At 66.1% G+C, this 17,162-nt stretch carries 17 protein-coding genes; 7 read left to right on the top strand and 10 right to left on the bottom strand.

Translation table 11 applies throughout. The features are described from left to right. Window positions 1–8: 8 nt before the first annotated feature. From ACT6UX_RS27515 to ACT6UX_RS27505, 3 genes are read left to right on the top strand one after another with little or no spacing between them, the layout of a single operon-like run. Window positions 9–989 carry an ABC transporter permease gene (locus ACT6UX_RS27515; RefSeq protein WP_444778352.1) on the top strand — a complete coding sequence of 327 codons (981 nt, stop codon included), beginning with the start codon at window positions 9–11 and terminating at the stop codon, window positions 987–989. Beyond that, entirely contained in the window at window positions 986–1,888 is a 903-nt protein-coding gene (locus ACT6UX_RS27510) for an ABC transporter permease (protein ID WP_444778351.1), read from the top strand. The genes ACT6UX_RS27515 and ACT6UX_RS27510 overlap by 4 nt, the downstream gene beginning before the upstream one ends. Further along, window positions 1,888–2,922, top strand: coding sequence for a succinylglutamate desuccinylase/aspartoacylase family protein (locus ACT6UX_RS27505; protein WP_444778350.1), 1,035 nt, complete (start codon window positions 1,888–1,890; stop codon window positions 2,920–2,922). The genes ACT6UX_RS27510 and ACT6UX_RS27505 overlap by 1 nt, the downstream gene beginning before the upstream one ends. Before the next feature lie 77 nt (window positions 2,923–2,999). Here ACT6UX_RS27505 and ACT6UX_RS27500 read toward each other — a convergent pair whose 3' ends face one another. The 7 genes from ACT6UX_RS27500 to ACT6UX_RS27470 all read right to left on the bottom strand — a co-directional run bounded on the left by ACT6UX_RS27500 (window position 3,000) and on the right by ACT6UX_RS27470 (window position 10,920). Further along, complete coding sequence (locus ACT6UX_RS27500) at window positions 3,000–3,878, bottom strand: DUF6671 family protein (RefSeq protein ID WP_444778349.1); 879 nt, start codon at window positions 3,876–3,878, stop codon at window positions 3,000–3,002. Window positions 3,879–3,889: 11 nt separating this feature from the next. Then, window positions 3,890–5,083: a M20 aminoacylase family protein gene (locus ACT6UX_RS27495; protein WP_444778348.1), complete on the bottom strand. Its 1,194-nt coding sequence runs from the start codon at window positions 5,081–5,083 to the stop codon at window positions 3,890–3,892. A gap of 120 nt (window positions 5,084–5,203) precedes the next feature. Continuing rightward, the gene (locus tag ACT6UX_RS27490; protein WP_444778347.1) at window positions 5,204–6,241 is read right to left on the bottom strand and encodes an ABC transporter ATP-binding protein; all 1,038 of its coding nucleotides are present in this window, start codon (window positions 6,239–6,241) and stop codon (window positions 5,204–5,206) included. Further along, window positions 6,234–7,256: an ABC transporter ATP-binding protein gene (locus ACT6UX_RS27485; RefSeq protein WP_444778346.1), complete on the bottom strand. Its 1,023-nt coding sequence runs from the start codon at window positions 7,254–7,256 to the stop codon at window positions 6,234–6,236. The genes ACT6UX_RS27490 and ACT6UX_RS27485 overlap by 8 nt, the downstream gene beginning before the upstream one ends. A gap of 8 nt (window positions 7,257–7,264) precedes the next feature. Continuing rightward, window positions 7,265–8,203 carry an ABC transporter permease gene (locus ACT6UX_RS27480; protein ID WP_444778345.1) on the bottom strand — a complete coding sequence of 313 codons (939 nt, stop codon included), beginning with the start codon at window positions 8,201–8,203 and terminating at the stop codon, window positions 7,265–7,267. A 1-nt stretch (window position 8,204) separates the two neighbouring features. After that, complete coding sequence (locus tag ACT6UX_RS27475) at window positions 8,205–9,200, bottom strand: ABC transporter permease (RefSeq protein ID WP_444778344.1); 996 nt, start codon at window positions 9,198–9,200, stop codon at window positions 8,205–8,207. A 103-nt stretch (window positions 9,201–9,303) separates the two neighbouring features. Beyond that, window positions 9,304–10,920, bottom strand: a complete 1,617-nt coding sequence (locus ACT6UX_RS27470; RefSeq protein ID WP_444778343.1) for an ABC transporter substrate-binding protein — start codon at window positions 10,918–10,920, stop codon at window positions 9,304–9,306. 202 nt (window positions 10,921–11,122) lie between these two features. On the opposite strand from ACT6UX_RS27470, the gene ACT6UX_RS27465 reads away from it, so the two are divergent. The 3 genes from ACT6UX_RS27465 to hemA all read left to right on the top strand — a co-directional run bounded on the left by ACT6UX_RS27465 (window position 11,123) and on the right by hemA (window position 14,218). Next, entirely contained in the window at window positions 11,123–12,532 is a 1,410-nt protein-coding gene (locus ACT6UX_RS27465) for an aspartate aminotransferase family protein (RefSeq protein WP_444778342.1), read from the top strand. A 2-nt stretch (window positions 12,533–12,534) separates the two neighbouring features. Continuing rightward, complete coding sequence (locus ACT6UX_RS27460) at window positions 12,535–12,888, top strand: hypothetical protein (protein WP_444778341.1); 354 nt, start codon at window positions 12,535–12,537, stop codon at window positions 12,886–12,888. Between the two features lie 106 nt (window positions 12,889–12,994). Continuing rightward, complete coding sequence (gene hemA, locus ACT6UX_RS27455) at window positions 12,995–14,218, top strand: 5-aminolevulinate synthase (protein WP_444778340.1); 1,224 nt, start codon at window positions 12,995–12,997, stop codon at window positions 14,216–14,218. 8 nt (window positions 14,219–14,226) lie between these two features. On the opposite strand, the gene ACT6UX_RS27450 is transcribed toward hemA, so the two are convergent. Both ACT6UX_RS27450 and ACT6UX_RS27445 read right to left on the bottom strand, forming a co-directional pair. Next, a complete protein-coding gene (locus ACT6UX_RS27450) occupies window positions 14,227–14,973 on the bottom strand; it encodes a hypothetical protein (protein WP_444778339.1) in 747 nt (248 codons plus the stop codon). A gap of 139 nt (window positions 14,974–15,112) precedes the next feature. Then, entirely contained in the window at window positions 15,113–16,327 is a 1,215-nt protein-coding gene (locus ACT6UX_RS27445; RefSeq protein WP_444778338.1) for an MFS transporter, read from the bottom strand. 72 nt (window positions 16,328–16,399) lie between these two features. Here ACT6UX_RS27445 and ACT6UX_RS27440 point away from each other — a divergent pair, with 72 nt between their 5' ends. Then, window positions 16,400–16,813 carry a hypothetical protein gene (locus tag ACT6UX_RS27440; RefSeq protein ID WP_444778337.1) on the top strand — a complete coding sequence of 138 codons (414 nt, stop codon included), beginning with the start codon at window positions 16,400–16,402 and terminating at the stop codon, window positions 16,811–16,813. 121 nt (window positions 16,814–16,934) lie between these two features. Here ACT6UX_RS27440 and ACT6UX_RS27435 read toward each other — a convergent pair. Beyond that, window positions 16,935–17,162 (bottom strand): energy transducer TonB (locus tag ACT6UX_RS27435; protein WP_444778336.1); only part of this gene is annotated, 228 nt, incomplete at its 5' end.

Here is a 17,162-nt window from a genome sequence, read left to right as displayed (position 1 = left end):
ATGAGGGCATGAGCCGCTATTTCGTGGCGCGCGCCGTCCAGACCGTCGCCACCCTCCTGCTGATGAGTCTCGTCGTCTACCTGCTGATCGGGCTGATGCCGGGCGATCCGATCGACATGATGATCTCGGGCGATCCGACCATGACCAGTCAGGACGCCGCCCGCCTGCGCGCCGCCTACGGTCTCGACAAACCGCTGTTCGAGAGATACCTGGCCTGGCTGCTGCAGGCCCTGCAGGGCAATTTCGGCTACTCCCGCTCGTTCGGCCAGCCGGTGCTGACCGTGCTGTGGCCCCGTCTGCTGAACACGCTCCTCCTCGCCGGCGTCGCCTTCGTCATCTCGGTGGCCGTCGCCCTGCCCCTCGGCATGTGGGCCGCCGCCCATCCGCGTAGCCGGGCCGACTATCTGATCAACCTGCTGTGCTTCGGCGGCATCTCCGCCCCGCCCTTCTGGCTGGCGCTGCTGCTGATCACCCTGTTCGCCGTGAAGCTCGGCTGGCTGCCGGCCGGCGGCATGGCCGACATACGCGCCGACACGCCGTGGACGACGGCCCTGGCCGAGCAGCTGCGCCACCTCGCTTTGCCCGTGCTGACGCTCACCCTGGTGCAGCTGGGCGGCTACACCCGCTTCATGCGCGGCGCGATGATCGAGGCGCTGCGCCAGGACTATGTCCGGACGGCCCGGGCCAAGGGCGCCTCCGAGCGCGTCGTGCTGTGGCACCACGCCTTCGCCAACGCGCTGTCGCCGGTTCTGACGATCCTCGCTTTGTCGTTCGGCGGGCTCGTCTCGGGTGCGCTGATCACGGAGACGATGTTCGCCTGGCCCGGCATGGGCAAGGCGATCTACCAGGCCATTCTCGAGAACGACTACAATCTCGCCCTGGTCGGCCTGCTGGTGGCGACGGCCGCCACCATTGGCGGCAACCTGCTGGCCGACCTGGCCTATGCCTGGGTCGACCCGCGCGTCTCCCTCGCGGATGCCAGATCGTGACGGCGGCCGCCCTCCAGCCAACGGCTTGGCGGCGCATGCTGCGCCATCGGCTCGCCTGGATCTCGCTGGCCTTCCTCGCGGTCATGGTGGTGCTGGCGCTCGCCGCACCCCTGCTTGCCGAGCTGCGCGGCATCGATCCGACCGAGACCGATCTGTTCCGCCGCTTCGAAGGCCCCTCTTCCCAACACTGGCTCGGCACCGACGATCTCGGACGCGATCTCTTCCAGCGCTTGCTCGACGGCGGCCGGGTGTCGCTGCTCGTCGGCATCTCAGGTGCCGTCCTGTCGGCGATCCTGGGAGCCTTCATCGGCGTCCTGGCAGGCTATCTCGGCGGGCGGCTCGACGCGTTCCTGATGCGCCTCACCGACGGTGTCATCTCCCTGCCGCTCCTGCCGCTGCTGATCGTGCTGGCGGCCGTCGATCCGCGGAAGCTGGGCGTGCCCACGGAGATCGCGCAGTCCGAGATGTTCTCGCTCTATCGCATCGTGATGATCGTGGCCCTCACGGGCTGGACGACCGTGGCCCGCTTGGTGCGCGCCGAGACGCTGTCGCTCAAGGCACGAGACTTCACCCGCGCCGCCGTGGCGCTGGGCGCCCGCCCGCAGCGAATCATGTTCCGCCACATCCTGCCCAACACGGCCGGTACGCTGGTCGTCGCAACCACCATGTCGGTCGGCACGCTGATTCTCTTCGAATCGACCCTGTCATTCCTCGGTCTCGGCATCCAGCCTCCGGCCGCCAGCTGGGGTAACATGCTGACCGGTGCCCAGGAGTTGCTGCAGGAGGCCCCCGTGCTGGCCCTGTGGCCGGGCCTGCTGATCTTCCTGACCGTCATCGCCTTCAATTTCCTGGGCGATGGACTACAGGATGCCCTCGATCCCAGAAGCGAGAGACGCTGATGACCGACACGACGCTCAAGTCCACGGAGTTCACCGCGATGAGCCGGCTGACGCCGGACATCGACCTCAATGCCGAGGGCAAGGCCACGGGCTTCGTGCGCGTGCCGCATTCGGTGCATCGCTCGGCTTATGGCTGGATCCCGATCCCGATCGTGCGCATCAAGAATGGCGAGGGGCCGAACGTGCTGATGCAGGCCGGCAACCATGGCGACGAATGGGAAGGCCAGATCGGCCTCGGTAACCTGATCCGCGCCCTCTCCCCGAAGGACATCAAGGGCCGCCTGGTGATCCTGCCCTCGGCCAACTTTCCGGCCGCGATGGAAGGCAGGCGCACCTCGCCGATCGACGAGGGCAACCTGAACCGCTCCTTCCCCGGCGACGCCGAGGGCACGATCACGCAGCAGATCGCCTACTGGATCGAGCATGCGCTGCTGCCGGGCTTCGACTACGCCTTCGATTTCCATTCCGGCGGCAGCTCGCTGACCTATATTCCCAGCGCGCTCGCCCCCCGCCATCAGGACGCCGCCCGCATGGAGAAGGTCATGGGCCTGCTGAAGGCGTTCGGCGCCCCGGTGAGCTACATCTCCGCGGCGCCGCAGGGCGGCGGCCGGACTTTCACGTCGGCCACCTATCGTCAGGGCGTCGTCGGCATGGGAACGGAACTTGGCGGCGGGGGTCTCGTGACCCCCGGTTCGCTCAAGGTCGCAGAGGACGGCATGCGCCGCGTGCTGGCCCATGTCGGCCTGCTGCAGGGGCCGGTGCCCGCGCCGACCGAGACGCGCTTCACCGAGATCGGCGGCGACGACTACTACGTCTATGCGACGGACGGCGGCCTGTTCGAGCCGCTGGTCGAGCTCGGCGACGAGGTGAAGGCCGACCAGCCGGCCGGCCGCATCCACTTCCATCACACGCCGTGGCGCGAGCCCGAGGTGGTGAAGTTCAAGCGCGCCGGCCTCGTCCTCTGCAAGCGCATCCCGGCGCGCTGCGAACGCGGCGACTGCCTGTTCCATCTCGCGACGGATCTGTCGGCTTAGTTTCATTGGAGCGCGCCACTCCTGTGGCGCTCATATCTTGAGAGCTTGAAGCGCCACTGGAGTGGCGCGCTCCATTGCTACGCCGTGCGACAGCTCTTGCAGGAGAGCTTCGGCGCGGTGCGTCGCCCGTCCTTGCGCGGCCGGGCCTCGGCGTAGCCGCAGGCATTGCAGCCGTCGATCTCGAAGTCGATCCAGTGGGTGGGATCGCCACAGGATTCGCAGGGCAGGCCGCGGCGCGACTGGATGCGGCCAAAGCCCGGCGCGTGGCACTTCGGGCAGAGACACTGCAAGCGTTTGGCGAGCTGCCAACCTGCCGCGCGCAGCACCTTCATGCGGGTCGGATTGCGGTGCGCGCGCATGTCCGAATAGAGCACGGCGAGCCCTTCCGTGGAGCGCTCGGCCTCGCGGTCCATAGTGGCGATCACCTCCGCCTCGGTGGCGAGCCCCTTCACGGGATGGTCCATGTCGCTGCTGCAGGCGACGAACACGCCGTAGCGCGGGAAGCCCATGGCGCGCAGCACCGCAAGGCGCGCGGGATCGCCGGCCCGAAAGCGCGACAGCCTCCAGGTCGTATGATGCGTCGGGAAAGTATCGACCAGCCGGATACCGCGTTTGCGATCGATGAAAGCCAGGATCTCGACGCCGCTCGAGACCAGCGGCACGCGATCGATCGGTCCGTAGCTCCCCTCGCTCGCGATCGCGCAGTCGACGTCCATCGTCCGGAAGGCCAGCTCGGCCTTGAGCAGCGAAGTCTCGACCAGCGCATCCGGTCGCGGTACCTCGCCGGAAAAGGTCCCGAGCGTGTCGGTGTCGAGTTCGGGCACGGCAACGATGTCCGCCCCGAGCACGCGGCGGAAGGCGGGCCCCAGCGCCCGCTCCTTCTCATGCATCGTCGCCAGCGCGATGCGGGCGCTGGCGTAGGGGTGCGTGCCTGACACGACCGTGCCCGCGGACACGGGAAGCCGGTCTACTCCGCCGCCTGCGGCAGGGCCTCGCGGGCGAGTTGCTGCTCGACCAGCGTCGCCCAATAGGACGCGCCGAGCGGCAGGATCTCGTCGTTGAAGTCGTAGCCCGGATTGTGGACCATGCAGCTGCCAACGCCGTCGCCGTTGCCGACCCAGATGTAGCAGCCCGGCTTCTTGAGCAGCATCCAGGCGAAGTCCTCGGAGCCCATGGCCGGCGTCGGATTGCGGTTGACATTCTCCAGCCCGACCAGCGAGGCCGCGGCCTGGGCGGCGAACTCGGTCTCCTGGACGCTGTTCACGGTCGCGGGATAGCGCTTCTCGTAGCGCCACTTCACCACCTCGGCGCCAAAGCCCGCGGCGACGTTGCGCGCGATCTTCTCGATGTTCTGCTCGATCAGGTCCTGCACCGGCTTCTTGAAGGTGCGGACGGTGCCGCGCAGCACGCATTCCTGCGGGATCACGTTCCACGCGTCGCCGGCATGGATCTGCGTCGTCGAGACGACGGCGGTGTCCATCGGATCGACGTTGCGCGCCACGATCGACTGTAGTGCGGTCACGATGTGCGCGCCGACGACCACCGGATCGATCGTGTATTGCGGCATCGCGCCGTGGCCGCCGACGCCCTTCAACACCACCTCGAAGATGTCGTAGGCGGCCATCATCGGGCCGGGGCGGACGGCGAACTTGCCGACCGGGATGCCCGGGATGTTGTGCATGCCGTAGACGCCCTCGACCGGGAACTTCTCGAACAGCCCCTCTTCCACCATCACACGCCCGCCGCCCTCGTTCTCCTCGGCCGGCTGGAAGATGAAGTAGACCGTGCCGTCGAAGTTCTTCGTCTCGGCGAGATACTTGGCGGCGCCCAGCAGCATAACCGTGTGACCGTCATGACCGCAGGCGTGCATTTTGCCGGGGATCGTCGACTTGTGATCGAACTGGTTGGTCTCGTGGACGTCGAGCGCATCCATGTCGGCGCGCAGGCCGATCGCGCGCTTGGACGTGCCCGAGCGCAGCACGCCCACGACGCCGGTCTTGGCGAGGCCGCGATGGACCTCGATGCCGAAGCTCTCCAGCTTCGCGGCGACCACGTCGGCCGTCCGCACCTCCTCGAAGGCCGTCTCCGGGTGGCTGTGAATGTCATGACGCCACGCGGTCATATCCTTGTGGAACGAGGCAATGCGGTTGATGACCGGCATCCTTAAGTCTCCGTTGAAATTGTTGCGGCGGATCGTAAGCGAGCCCCGGCGCAGATCAAGCGCACTCGGCGTCCGCCTATGCACATCAGGCCTGACGCAGGAGTGGTCCTGCCGGACGCGTCAGGTGTTGAGCGCGTAGGTCCGGTCCTCGATCGGCAGGCGACCCTCCTCGATCGCGTGGCAGGCCACCGTGCCGCCTTCGATCGGCAACGCCTTGGGGCGCTCGGCCTTGCAGCGGTCATTGGCGAACGGGCAACGCGGGTGGAAGGAGCAGCCCGAGGGCGGATTGATCGGGCTCGGGACCTCGCCGCCGACCGGGCTGCGCTCGCGGCCCGTCATTTCGAGGTCGGGGATCGTGTCGAGCAGCATCCGCGTATAGGGGTGCTTGGGCCGCCGGAACAACGTGTCGGTCGGCGCAACCTCGACCAGGCGGCCGAGGTACATCACGCCCACCCGCGTGGAGATGTGATAGACGACCGCGAGATTGTGGCTGATGAAAAGATAGGTGAGCTGCAGCCGGCGCTGCAGGTCGACCATCAGGTTCAGGATCTGCGCCTGCACCGAAACGTCGAGCGCCGAGGTCGGCTCGTCGCACACCAGGAATTCCGGCTCGCTGGCGAGCGCGCGCGCGATCGAGATGCGCTGCCGTTGGCCGCCCGAGAATTCGTGCGGATACTTGCGGCCGTCGGCCGGGTTCAGCTTCACCTGCCGCAGCAGCGCCGCGACACGCGCTTCCAGATCGGCCTTGCCGGTCGAGAGGCCGAAGGCGCGGATCGGCTCGGCGATGATGTCGAACACGCGCCAGCGCGGATTGAGGCTGGCAAACGGATCCTGGAAGATCATCTGCATGCGCCGCCGCAGCGCAGCCATGTCGGACCGGCTATGGTGGCCCGACATGTCGTTGCCGTCGATCTGGATGCGGCCGGCCGTCGGCGGATAGAGGCCGACGACGAGGCGGGCGACCGTCGACTTGCCGCAGCCGGACTCGCCCACCAGCGAGAAGGTCTCGCCCTTGGCGATCTGAATATCGATGCCGTCGACTGCCTGCACGACCTGGCGCGGCCGGCCTTCGAGCTTGCGCACCAACCAGGGCGCGGAGACATCGAAGTGGCGCTTCAGCCCTTCGATGTGGACAAAATCGGCGCTGCCGTCAGGCATCGACCGTCTCCTTGAGGATGGGCGCGCCGACGCCGCCACGATCGTGGAGCCAGCAGGCTGCCCGTGTGGCGCCGGCCGGCATCAGGTTCGGGCGCTCGACCAGACAGCGCTGGCCTTTGAACGTGCAGCGCGGGTTGAAGGCGCAACCCGTCGGGATCTCGGTGAGACGCGGCATGGCGCCGTCGATCTGGGTCAGCTTCTCGGTGCGCACGCCGAGGCTCGGGATCGAGCCCATCAGGCCCTTCGTGTAGGGATGCTTGGCGTGCTTCACGACCTCGCGCACCGGACCGATCTCGGCCACCCGGCCGGCATACATCACGGCAACCCGGTCGGCGGTCTCGGCGATCACGCCCATGTCGTGGGTCACCAGCATCACCGCCGTACCGTGCTCGCGGCACAGACGTTTCAGGAGGGCGATGATCTGCGCCTGAATCGAGACGTCGAGCGCGGTCGTGGGTTCGTCGGCCACGATCAGCCGCGGGCCTGCGCACAGCGCCAGCGCGATCACAACTCTCTGGCGCATGCCGCCAGAGAACTGGTGCGGATAGTGGTCGATGCGCATCTCGGCGCCGGGAATACCCACTTCCTTGAGAAGTTCGATCGCCCGCGCCTTGGCCTGGCTGCCCGAGAGCGGCATATGGGTCTGGATGGTCTCGACGAGCTGGCGGCCCACCGAATAGAGCGGATTGAGGCTGGTCAGCGGATCCTGGAAGATCGCGCCGATACGCGCGCCGCGGATTTTGCGCATCTCCTCGTAAGGCAGGTCGTCGATCCGCCGCCCTTCCAGCCGGATCTCGCCGCCGGCCACGCGGCCCGGCGGCTCCAGCAGGCCGATGATGGCGTTACCGGTCAGCGACTTGCCGGCGCCGGACTCGCCCACCACGCCCAGCACTTCGCCGGGCGCGATGTCGAAGGAGACGTCGTCGACGGCAAGCAAGGTGCCCCGGCGCGTCGGAAACTCGACCCGCAGGTTGCGGACTTCGAGGAGCGGTGCGGTGTTCGATGCGGCGGCCATCGTCGTGACTATCGCAGTTTGGGATTGAGGGCGTCGCGAAGCCAGTCGCCCAGCAAGTTGACCGCCAGGACCAGGGCCGCGAGCGTGGCGGCGGGGAAGACGGTGATCCACCAGTCGCCCGACTGCAGCACGTCGTTGCCGAGCCGAATCAGCGTTCCGAGCGACGGTTCGGTCGACGGCAGGCCGACTCCCAGGAACGACAGCGTCGCCTCGGTGATGATGGCGAGGCCGAGATTGATGGTGGCGATCACGAGCACCGGTCCGGTCACGTTCGGCAGGACGTGGCGTACCATGATCAGCAGCGGCGACAGGCCGATTACCCGCGCCGCCTGCACATATTCCTTGTTCTTCTCAACCATGACCGAGCCGCGCACCGTGCGGGCATACTGGACCCAGAAGCTGAGGCCGATGGCGCCGACGATCACCAAGACCGCGATCTCATCGTGGCGCTGCACCGAGATCACGCTACGCACGATACCGTCGATCAGCAGCGCCACCAAGATCGCGGGGAAGGTGAGCTGCACGTCGGCGATGCGCATGATCAGCGCGTCGACGGCGCCGCCGAAATAGCCGCTGAGCAGGCCGAGCGCGATGCCGATCGACATGGCGACGACCACCGATGCGAAGCCGACGACCAGCGAGAGCCGCGTGCCGTACATGATCGAGGAGAGGATGTCGCGGCCCTGGTCATCGGTGCCGAGCGGAAAGGCCCAGTCGCCATCGGGCGACAGCAGCACCGGCGGCTTCAACCCGTCGCTGAGGCTGAGCGTCGCCGGATCGAACGGTGTGTGCGGCGCCAACACCGGGGACAGGAAGGCGATCAATATGATCAGGATCGTGCCGATGGCAGCGACAACCGTGAGCGACGAGGACTTGAAGCTCCACCAGATGTCGCTGTCGGTCATCCTGTGCAGCCAGCCGGGCTGAGTGGTCGAACGCTCGCTCATCTCAATGCCCCGCCACGCGCGCCGCCCCGCCCTGGCTGCGCAGCCGCGGATCGACGACGAAATAGAGAAGATCGACCGTGAGGTTGATCAACACGAACAAGAGACCGATCAGCATCAGATAGGCTGCCATCACCGGGATGTCGGAAAACTGCACGGACTGGATGAACAGCTGGCCGACGCCCGGCCAGGCGAACACCGTCTCAGTCACGATCGCAAAGGCGATCAGGGCGCCCAGCTGCAGGCCGGTGACGGTGATCACCGGCACCAGCGTGTTCTTGAGCGCATGGCCGAAATTGATCGCCCGGTTGGTGAGCCCCCTCGCCCGCGCGAACTTGATGTAGTCGGTGCGCATCACTTCCAGCATCTCCGAGCGGACCAACCGCATCAGGAGCGTGAGCTGGAACAGGCCGAGCGTGATCGATGGCAGGATCAGCGCCTGCAGCCCCTTGATCGTCAGGAAGTTGGTAGGCCACCAGCCGAACAGCATCACCGTCTCGCCGCGACCGAAGGACGGCAGCCAGTGCAGCCAGACCGCAAAGACGAGGATCAGCAGGATGCCGATCACGAACGTGGGAAGCGAGATTCCTATGAGGGAGACCGCCTGCATCAGCCGGCTCGACCAGTGCTTTGGATAGAGCCCGGTATAGACACCCATCGGCACGCCCACGAACAGGGCGAAGACGGCCGCGCAGAACGAGAGCTCGAGGGTGGCCGGCAGCCGTTCCAGGATCATCCGGCCGACCGGCTCCGAGGTCCGGTAGCTCAGGCCGAATTTGCCCTGCGCCGCGTTGCCGATGAAGCGCAGGAACTGGATCGGCGGCGCGTCGTTCAGGCCCAGCCGCTCGCGCAGCGCCTCGCGCTCGCTGGCCGGCGTGTCCTGGCCGACCATCGAATTGATGGGATCGCCGACGTAGCGAAAGAGTGAAAAGGATACGAGACCGACCGTCAGCAGGACGGCGATCGATTGAAGAAGTCGTCGGAGGATGAAGGCGAGCATGTGCTGTTCTTGGCTTGGCGCAGCCCTAGCAGGAATGACGCCATAACGGAACCGGCCTCGGTCGCAGGATATCTGCGCCGAGGCCGGTCGTCGGTTGCCGGAGCTACTTCAGGTTGACGAAGCGCAGCGGGAAGCTGTTGTCGGCCGGCTGGACCAGGTCGACGTTCTTGCGGGTCGCCCAGACCAGCGCCTGCTGGTGCAGCGGGATGTACGCGAAGTCGTCGACGTAGATCTTCGTGGCTTCGGCGATCATGGCGTCGCGCTTGGCCTTGTCCGTCTCGACCTCGACCTTGTTCGACAGTTCGTCGAACTTCTTGTTGGAGTAGCCGCCGGCATTGTAGAGGCCCTTCTTGGCCTTCACGTCGGGCGTCTGGATGATCTGCTCGAAGACGTTGTGCACGTCGTAGGTCGTCGCCGGCGACCAGCCCAGCATGTAGAAGCTGGTGTTGCTCGGCTTGCCGTCGGCGGTGCTGCGCAGGATCTTGGCGAAGTAGAGATTGCGAGTCTGGGCACGCAGATTCACCTTGATCCCGATCTTGGCGAGCATCGCCACGACGGCCTGACAGATCTTCTCGTCGTTGACGTAGCGGTCGTTCGGGCAGTCCATGCCCGTCTCGAAGCCGTTGGGATAGCCGGCATCGGCCAGCATCTTCTTGGCCTCTTCCGGCTTCAGCAGCGGCGGGCGCTTGTCGAGGGCCTTGGTGTAGCCATTGATGCCCGGCGCGACCATCAGGTTGGTCGGGAAAGACTGGCCCCGCATCACGGTGCGCTTGATCGCGTCGACGTCGATCGAGCGGTGCATCGCCTCACGGACGCGCTTGTCCTTGAAGGGGTTCTTGCCCTTGACGTTGGACTCGACCAGTTCGTCGCGCTCCTGGTCGAAGCCGAGGAACACGACGCGCGTCTCCGGCCCTTCCAGGACCTTGATGTTGGCGTCCTTCTTGAGGTTGTCGGTGTCGGCCGGCGGCACCTCGTAGGTCATGTCGATGTCGCCCGCCTTGAGCGCGGCGATGCGGGTCGCGGCGTTCGGAACCGGCGTGAACACCACCTCGGTCAGGTTGTGGACCGGCTTGTCCCACCAGGTCGGGTTCGGAACGAGGACTGTCTTCTCGCCGGCGCGGCGCTCCTTCAGCATGAAGGGGCCGGTGCCCATGGCGTTACGGGTCGCGAAGTTCTCCTCGTTCTTGATCATGTCCGCGGGCTGCACGGCGTTGTTCTTCTCAGCCCAGGCCTTCGACATGATCGAGATCGACGCCCACTTGTCGGCGAGCAACGGATCGGGAACGCTGGTCGTGACCTCGACGCGATGGTCGTTGACCTTGCGGATCTCCTTCATCGAGGAGAAGTTGCCGTTGACGTTCGAGCCTGGGCCGTTGGCGCGATTGATCGAGAAGATGACATCGTCAGCCGTGAACGGCGTGCCGTCGCTGAACTTCACGCCCTGGCGCAGGTCGAAGAACCACTCGGTCGGGCTGGTCTGGCCCCATTTGGTGGCGAGCGCCGGCTCGAGCTTCAGGTCCTTGTCGCGACGGACCAGCGGGTCGTAGATGTTGGCGGTGAAGGTCAGGAGGAACGTCTCCTGGCGGGCGTACGGGTCCATCGAGCTGACGTCGCCCGAGTTGGCCCATTTGAATGTCTTGGCATCGGCCGAAGGCACGAAGCCGAAACCGGCGCAGGCGAGCGCGGCCAGCGCCACTGAATGCCGCAGTTTGAAATGCATGAATACAACCCCTTCGATGGTCCCCGTCCACGTTCGCAGGTGAGCCTCCCCGGCCGCCGACCCTGCATACGCGAATATTTCAGTGAAATTGCACCGCGGCTCCGAGGCCGTCAATTGCACAAAAAATTTGCATGGCCAGATACAGTGTACTTCGGCCTCGGGCGGGCTATCGTGTAAGCCACCATAGTCCAGGGGTACCGGTATGAATGACGTTTCTCGCAGCTTCCGCGGCAATTCCAACGCCTCGCGGGACATCGCCCACCATCTCCACCCCTACACCAACTTTAAGAAGCACGAGCAGACCGGTCCCCTGACCATCGTGCGCGGTCGCGGCGTCTACGTCATGGACGACGATGGCAAGGAATATATCGAGGGCATGGCCGGCCTGTGGTCGGCGGCGCTCGGCTTCAGCAACGAGCGGCTGGCGACGGTCGCCTACGAGCAGATGAAGCAGCTGCCCTTCTATCACGCCTTCAACCAGCGCTCCCATGAGCCCGCGATCAACCTCGCGGAAAAGCTCAAGTCGATGGCGCCCGTCGAGATGTCGAAGGTTTTCTTCGCCAACTCCGGATCCGAGGCCAACGACACCGTCGTGAAAATGGTGTGGTACATGAACAATGCGCTGGGCCGTCCGCAGAAGAAGAAGATCATCTCGCGTACCAAGGGCTATCATGGCGTGACCGTCGCCTCCGCCAGCCTCACCGGTCTGCCGGCCAACCATCGGTCGTTTGATCTCCCCATCCAGGGCGTGCTGCACACGACATGCCCGCACTTCTACCGTTTCGGCGTCGAGGGTGAGACCGAGGAGCAGTTCGCCACGCGTTGCGCCGAGGAACTCGAGGCGCTGATCATAAAGGAAGGTGGCGCCGACCAGGTGGCCGCGATGATCTGCGAGCCGGTGATGGGCGCTGGCGGCGTCATCGTTCCGCCCAAGGGCTACTACGAGAAGATCCAGGCGGTCTGCACCAAGTACGACATGCTGTTCGTCGCCGACGAGGTGATCTGCGGCTTCGGGCGCACCGGCAATGTCTGGGGCAGCCAGACGATGAATATCAAGCCCGACATCCTGACCTGCGCCAAGGCTCTGTCGGCGTCGTTCCTGCCGATCTCGGCGGTGATGGTGAGCGAGAAGGTCTACCAGGCGCTGATGAGCGAGAGCGACAAGATCGGCACCTGGGGCCATGGCTTCACCTACTCCGGCCATCCGGTCGCCGCCGCGGTCGCGCTCGAGGCTCAGAAGATCTACGACGAGACCGACCTGTTCGGTCACGCCAAGCGCATGAGCCCGGCCTTCACCAGGCACGTCCAGTCGTTCGCCGATCACCCGCTGGTCGGCGAAGCGATGAGCATCGGCATGATGGGCGCGATCGAGATCGTCGCCGACAAGAAGACCAAGACGCCGTTCGACCTCGTCGCGGTCGGCGCCGGCCTGCGCGTCTACAACCACGCCGTAGCGCGCGGCCTGTTCATCCGCAACATGGGCGATCGCGTCGCCATCTGTCCGCCGCTGGTCATCAACGAGAGCGAGCTCGGCGACCTGTTCGGCCGCCTGCGTCAGGCGTTCGACGCCACGCTGGCCGACCTCAAGTCGGAAGGCCTGTTCAAGGGCTGACCGTGAGCGCCGGTTCCGAAGGCGGCGGCGCGACGGCCGTTCGACCGCCACCCTTCGGAACGGGCCAGCGAATCCGTACCCGCGCGATCTGGGCGGTGTCCCTGTTCACCGCCGCAATCCCGCCGGCCGTCGTCGGCTTCGGCATCTCGACGGCCACCGACGACCAGGTGAACGTCGCAATGCCCCTCGCCCTCCTGTTCTGGGTGCTGGGGTTCTTGTTCGCCCTGTGGGCTGCCGTGCCGACGCTGCGTCACTGGGACGGACTCCCGTCCCAGACGCGCTGGCTGGGCGCCCTCCCTCTCCTCTCGGTCTCCCTTTTCCTCAGCGTCGCGCTCCTCGTTCCGTTGCTGCGCTGACGCTCACTGCGAACCGTTCTCGTTTGACGCACGTCAACGCGACCAATTGTGGCTGCGGACAAAAAGCACCTTGCGCCTAGAGTGAGTGCGCGGGAGACACCTACCCATGGACTACGAAGCCTTCTTCAACGGCCATCTGTGCCGCCTTCGCGACGAAGGGCGCTATCGCGTCTTCGCCGAACTGGAACGCATCGTCGGTGCCTTCCCGCGCGCCCGACTCCATCGCGAGGGCGAGGCGCCGCGCGATGTGACGGTGTGGTGCAGCAACGACTATCTCGCCATGGGCCAGCATCCGGCGGTGGTCGAGGCGATGCAGACGGCGATCGGCGCGCAAGGTTCCGGCGCCGGCGGCACGCGCAACATCTCCGGCACCAACACGCTGCATGCCGCGCTGGAGCGCGAGCTGGCCGGCCTGCACGGCAAGGAAGCCGCCCTCGTCTTCACCTCGGGCTATGTCGCCAACGAGACGACCCTGCAGACGCTGGGTGCCCTGCTGCCGGGCTGTGAGCTCTATTCCGACGCCTTCAACCACGCCTCGATGATTGCGGGCATCCGCCACTCCGGCGCCACCCGCCGCATCTTCCGGCACAACGATCCGCGCCATCTCGAGGAGCTTCTCGGCGCCGCCGATCCCACGACGCCGAAGATCGTGGCCTTCGAGTCGGTCTATTCGATGGACGGCGACGTGTCGCCGATCGGCGAGATCTGCGACGTCGCCCATCGCCATGGCGCCCTCACCTATTTAGACGAGGTCCATGCCGTCGGCATGTACGGCCCGCGCGGTGCAGGCGTGGCCGAGCGCGACGGCGTCCTCGACAAGGTCGACATCGTCCAGGCGACGCTCGCCAAGGCGTTCGGCGTGGTCGGCGGGTACATCGCCTCGACGGCCGCCACCGTCGACTTCGTACGCTCCTGCGGCTCGGGCTTCATCTTCACGACCTCGCTGCCGCCGGCGATCGCCGCCGCGGCCCTCGCCAGCGTCCGTCTCGTGAGTGGCCAGCCGGAACTGCGCGTCCGCCACCAGGAACGCGCCGCCACCCTGAAGCGCCGCCTCGCCGCCGCCGGCCTGCCGGTGATGCCCTCGACCACGCACATCGTGCCGGTATTCGTGGGCGATGCCGCGCTCTGCAAGCAGGCGAGCGACCTGCTGCTCGACCGCCACGCGATCTACGTCCAGCCGATCAACTACCCCACCGTGCCGCGTGGCACCGAGCGCCTGCGCCTCACGCCGACGCCGCTGCACGGCGACGACGACATGACCCGGCTGGTCGCCGCCCTGCAGGACGTGTGGCAGACACTGGGCCTCGGCTCCCGCGCCGCCGCCGAATAGGCGCTAGACTAGTCTCGGGTCCAAGCAATGATTTTGCTGATCACGTCATCATGGAGTTTCTTCCATTGATCGAGGTGATCTGCAGGAAAACGAAGAATCACTTTGAGATCACGGAAAGGAATTTCCGATCGACACGTCGGTACAAGCCCCGGGCTATGAGGACGTCCGTCAACTCCTCCAAACCCACAAATTATTGTAAAACGAAACCCGTCACGCTCTGCAACGAACTCGCTTTCGTAGGGGTTGGACCTCGGAAACCCGCCCACGAGTTCGACCAAGCCGAAAGGGCCAGGCACCTCAACGGGAACAGGGCCGCCTCCTTTGATCCGATTGCGAACCGCCTGATCCCAAGAGATTGGTGGACCGTGCACTGTCAGAGCAATGGAAGTCGTCGCCATTCCTCGAGACATTTCACCCAGAAAGAAACGACGGTTGTCTTCCGGCGCCGGTAATCTCAAGTCCGGCATCATGAGCGACATCGCAACGACGTCCTGTCGCAGCTTGCTTCGTTGGTAAATTTCGAGCGCCGCTTTTGGGAAACAATACAGGTGATTCCCCATTTGCATCTCGACGCAGACCACCGACTTGCCATCTGCTGGCGCCGTTGCCTTCGAGTGTGTTTCTGACTGAGCAATCGCCGGTGAAATCGAGCACAGCAAGTTGCCCAACACCGTTGCCAACCCAAGCCAAGACTGGACGAGACGGCGCGGCAGAGGAGGTTCGTAGGCTTCAGAATGCCGCGACCAATACTTCACTGCCGCATCTCTTCTCGCAATCGGCGATGACTGTCTCGATGCATGGTGGAGAGTTTCGCCCACCGTTCACAACTAGGCAAACCTATCGTGCAGCCTATCCGAAGAGCCATCCATGGCGGCAAGACCGGCGTTTCCCGCCCTACTCCACCGTCCGCATCGCCCAGAGGCGCGACTTTAGCAGGACGATCGCGATCATCAGCAGCATCGCGATCGCGGGGATCAGCAGCGCGGCCTTGAGGCCCCAGACCGAGCAGATCGTGCCGGTCAGGAAGGCGCCGATCGGGCCGCCGCCGCTGAGACCCAGCTGAAACAGCGACATCAGGCGCGCGCGGTGGCTGGCGGGTGCCACGATCTGCACCACCGTCCGGCTCTGGGTCATGGTGATGCCGGCGCCCAGCCCCCAGACGAAGATCAGGGCGAGGAACACCGGGAACGGCGGCAGCATCGCGAGCGACAGGAGCACCATCGCGCCCACCAGCACCGCACTGCCGATCAGGCGTCCGCGCAGGGTCAGCCGGCGCGCGAGGCCGACCAGCGCCATGCTGGCCACGATGGTCGCGGCCCAGAAGGCCAGGTTCATGTAGGAGAGCTCGGCCGCCCCGCCGGCATAGTGATCGCGGATCGCCAGCGGCAGCACGGCCATGAACGGCCCGACATAGAAGATGCCGACCCCGAAGTTGAGCAGCAGCACGGGCCAGATCTGGTCCGACTTCGCGGCAGCCGAGACGCCCTCGCCGATGCTGCGCCAGAAGCCCGGATGCTCGGTCTTCGGATGCGGCGGCGGGTCGGGCAGCCGGCGCACGAAGATGCAGCCCGCCAGCACCATGCCGGAATGCAGCAGCAGGAGCGGCAGGGCGCCGAACCGGTCGGCGGTCGAGGCGCAGGCGATACCCAGCAGCTGGCCGCCGAACTGAAGCGCCGTCGCCAGCGCCACGGCTTTGGGCAGGCCGCCCTTGGGGGCCACGACGGGCAGCAGGGCATCGCGGGTCGGGATGGCGAAGGCGCCGATCGCGCCGGCGACCACGCCGTAGGCGATCAGCAGCGGGTAGCTCAGCCCGTCGGACCACAGGACGAGTGCCAGGGCGAGCGGCGGCAGGGCGTAGATCAGGTGGTATCGCAGCAGGAGCCGGCGGGCGTTACCCCGGTCGGCGACCAGTCCGCCCAGCGGCAGGAAGAGCAGCGACGGCGCCATGACGGCTGCCTGCGCGACGCCCACGGCAAAGGCGTCCATGTGGAGAACCACGGCCACCAGCCACGGAAACAGCACCATCTGGATGCCGAGCGGCACGAACCAGCTGGCGAGGCCCGCGAGGTAGACCGGGAAAGCGTTAGCAGGGGTCTTGCCTTGATCCAAGGCACATCCATCTATATCTTGTAGGCACTTAGTGCCCGTTGCTCACGCGATAGTCAAAGGCGCCAAACGCAAGTGTCCACCTTCAATCGCAACACCCTGGTCAAGGTCCTCGAGATCCTCGACAGCAGCCACGCCCAGGAGGCCCTGGCCGCCGCCAAGCTTGCCTCGGCCATGGTGCGCGAAGCGGGCCTCACCTGGGACCAGGTGATCGACGACGCCATCCTGCCGCGCGTGGCCGCCCCCTCTTCCCTTGCGGCGCAGGAACCGGCCCAGGCCCGCGCCCCCGGCGCCGGTCCATTCGGCTATCGTCGCGAGCGCGAACTCTCGCCGCACGAGCAGTTCTTCATGGTGCTGCTGAGCCCGCGCACACCGGTCGACATCAAGCGCAAGCTGCGTTCGTGGGAAGGCCGCGTCCTCGACGGCGAGATCACGCCGCAGGAAAGCGCCGACCTCCAGTTCATGTACCAGAGTTTCGTCGTCGGCTGACCGCCCATCTTCCTCACCTCCCGAGGAAGAACTGTACGGGGACGACGATCTCCAGGCTTTCGCCGGGCTGGTCCTGGGGCAACGGCGGCAGCGGCTGTGCCCGCTGCAGCAGGTCGAGTCCTTACTGGTCGAGCTCGGCATGCCCCGACGGCCGCTCGATGCGCGCGGCGAGGATGCGCCCGTCGCGGCTCATCGTGAACCGCACATAGGTCACACCCTCGTGCCGCGACCGCTGCGCCTCCGACGGGTAGCGCTTGTGCCGCTCCAGATGCCGCAGCAGCAGGCCCTTCCAGGTCGGCAAGGTCGCCGATGGCGGCTCGACCGAGGCGCCCGGCATCGGCGCCGCCGC

It is taken from the genome of Reyranella sp., assembly GCF_052439685.1.
In the GTDB taxonomy this organism is placed as follows: Bacteria; Pseudomonadota; Alphaproteobacteria; order Reyranellales; family Reyranellaceae; genus Reyranella.
Note: the sequence above shows the minus strand (reverse complement) of the source record. Positions and strands in the feature narration are given on the sequence as shown.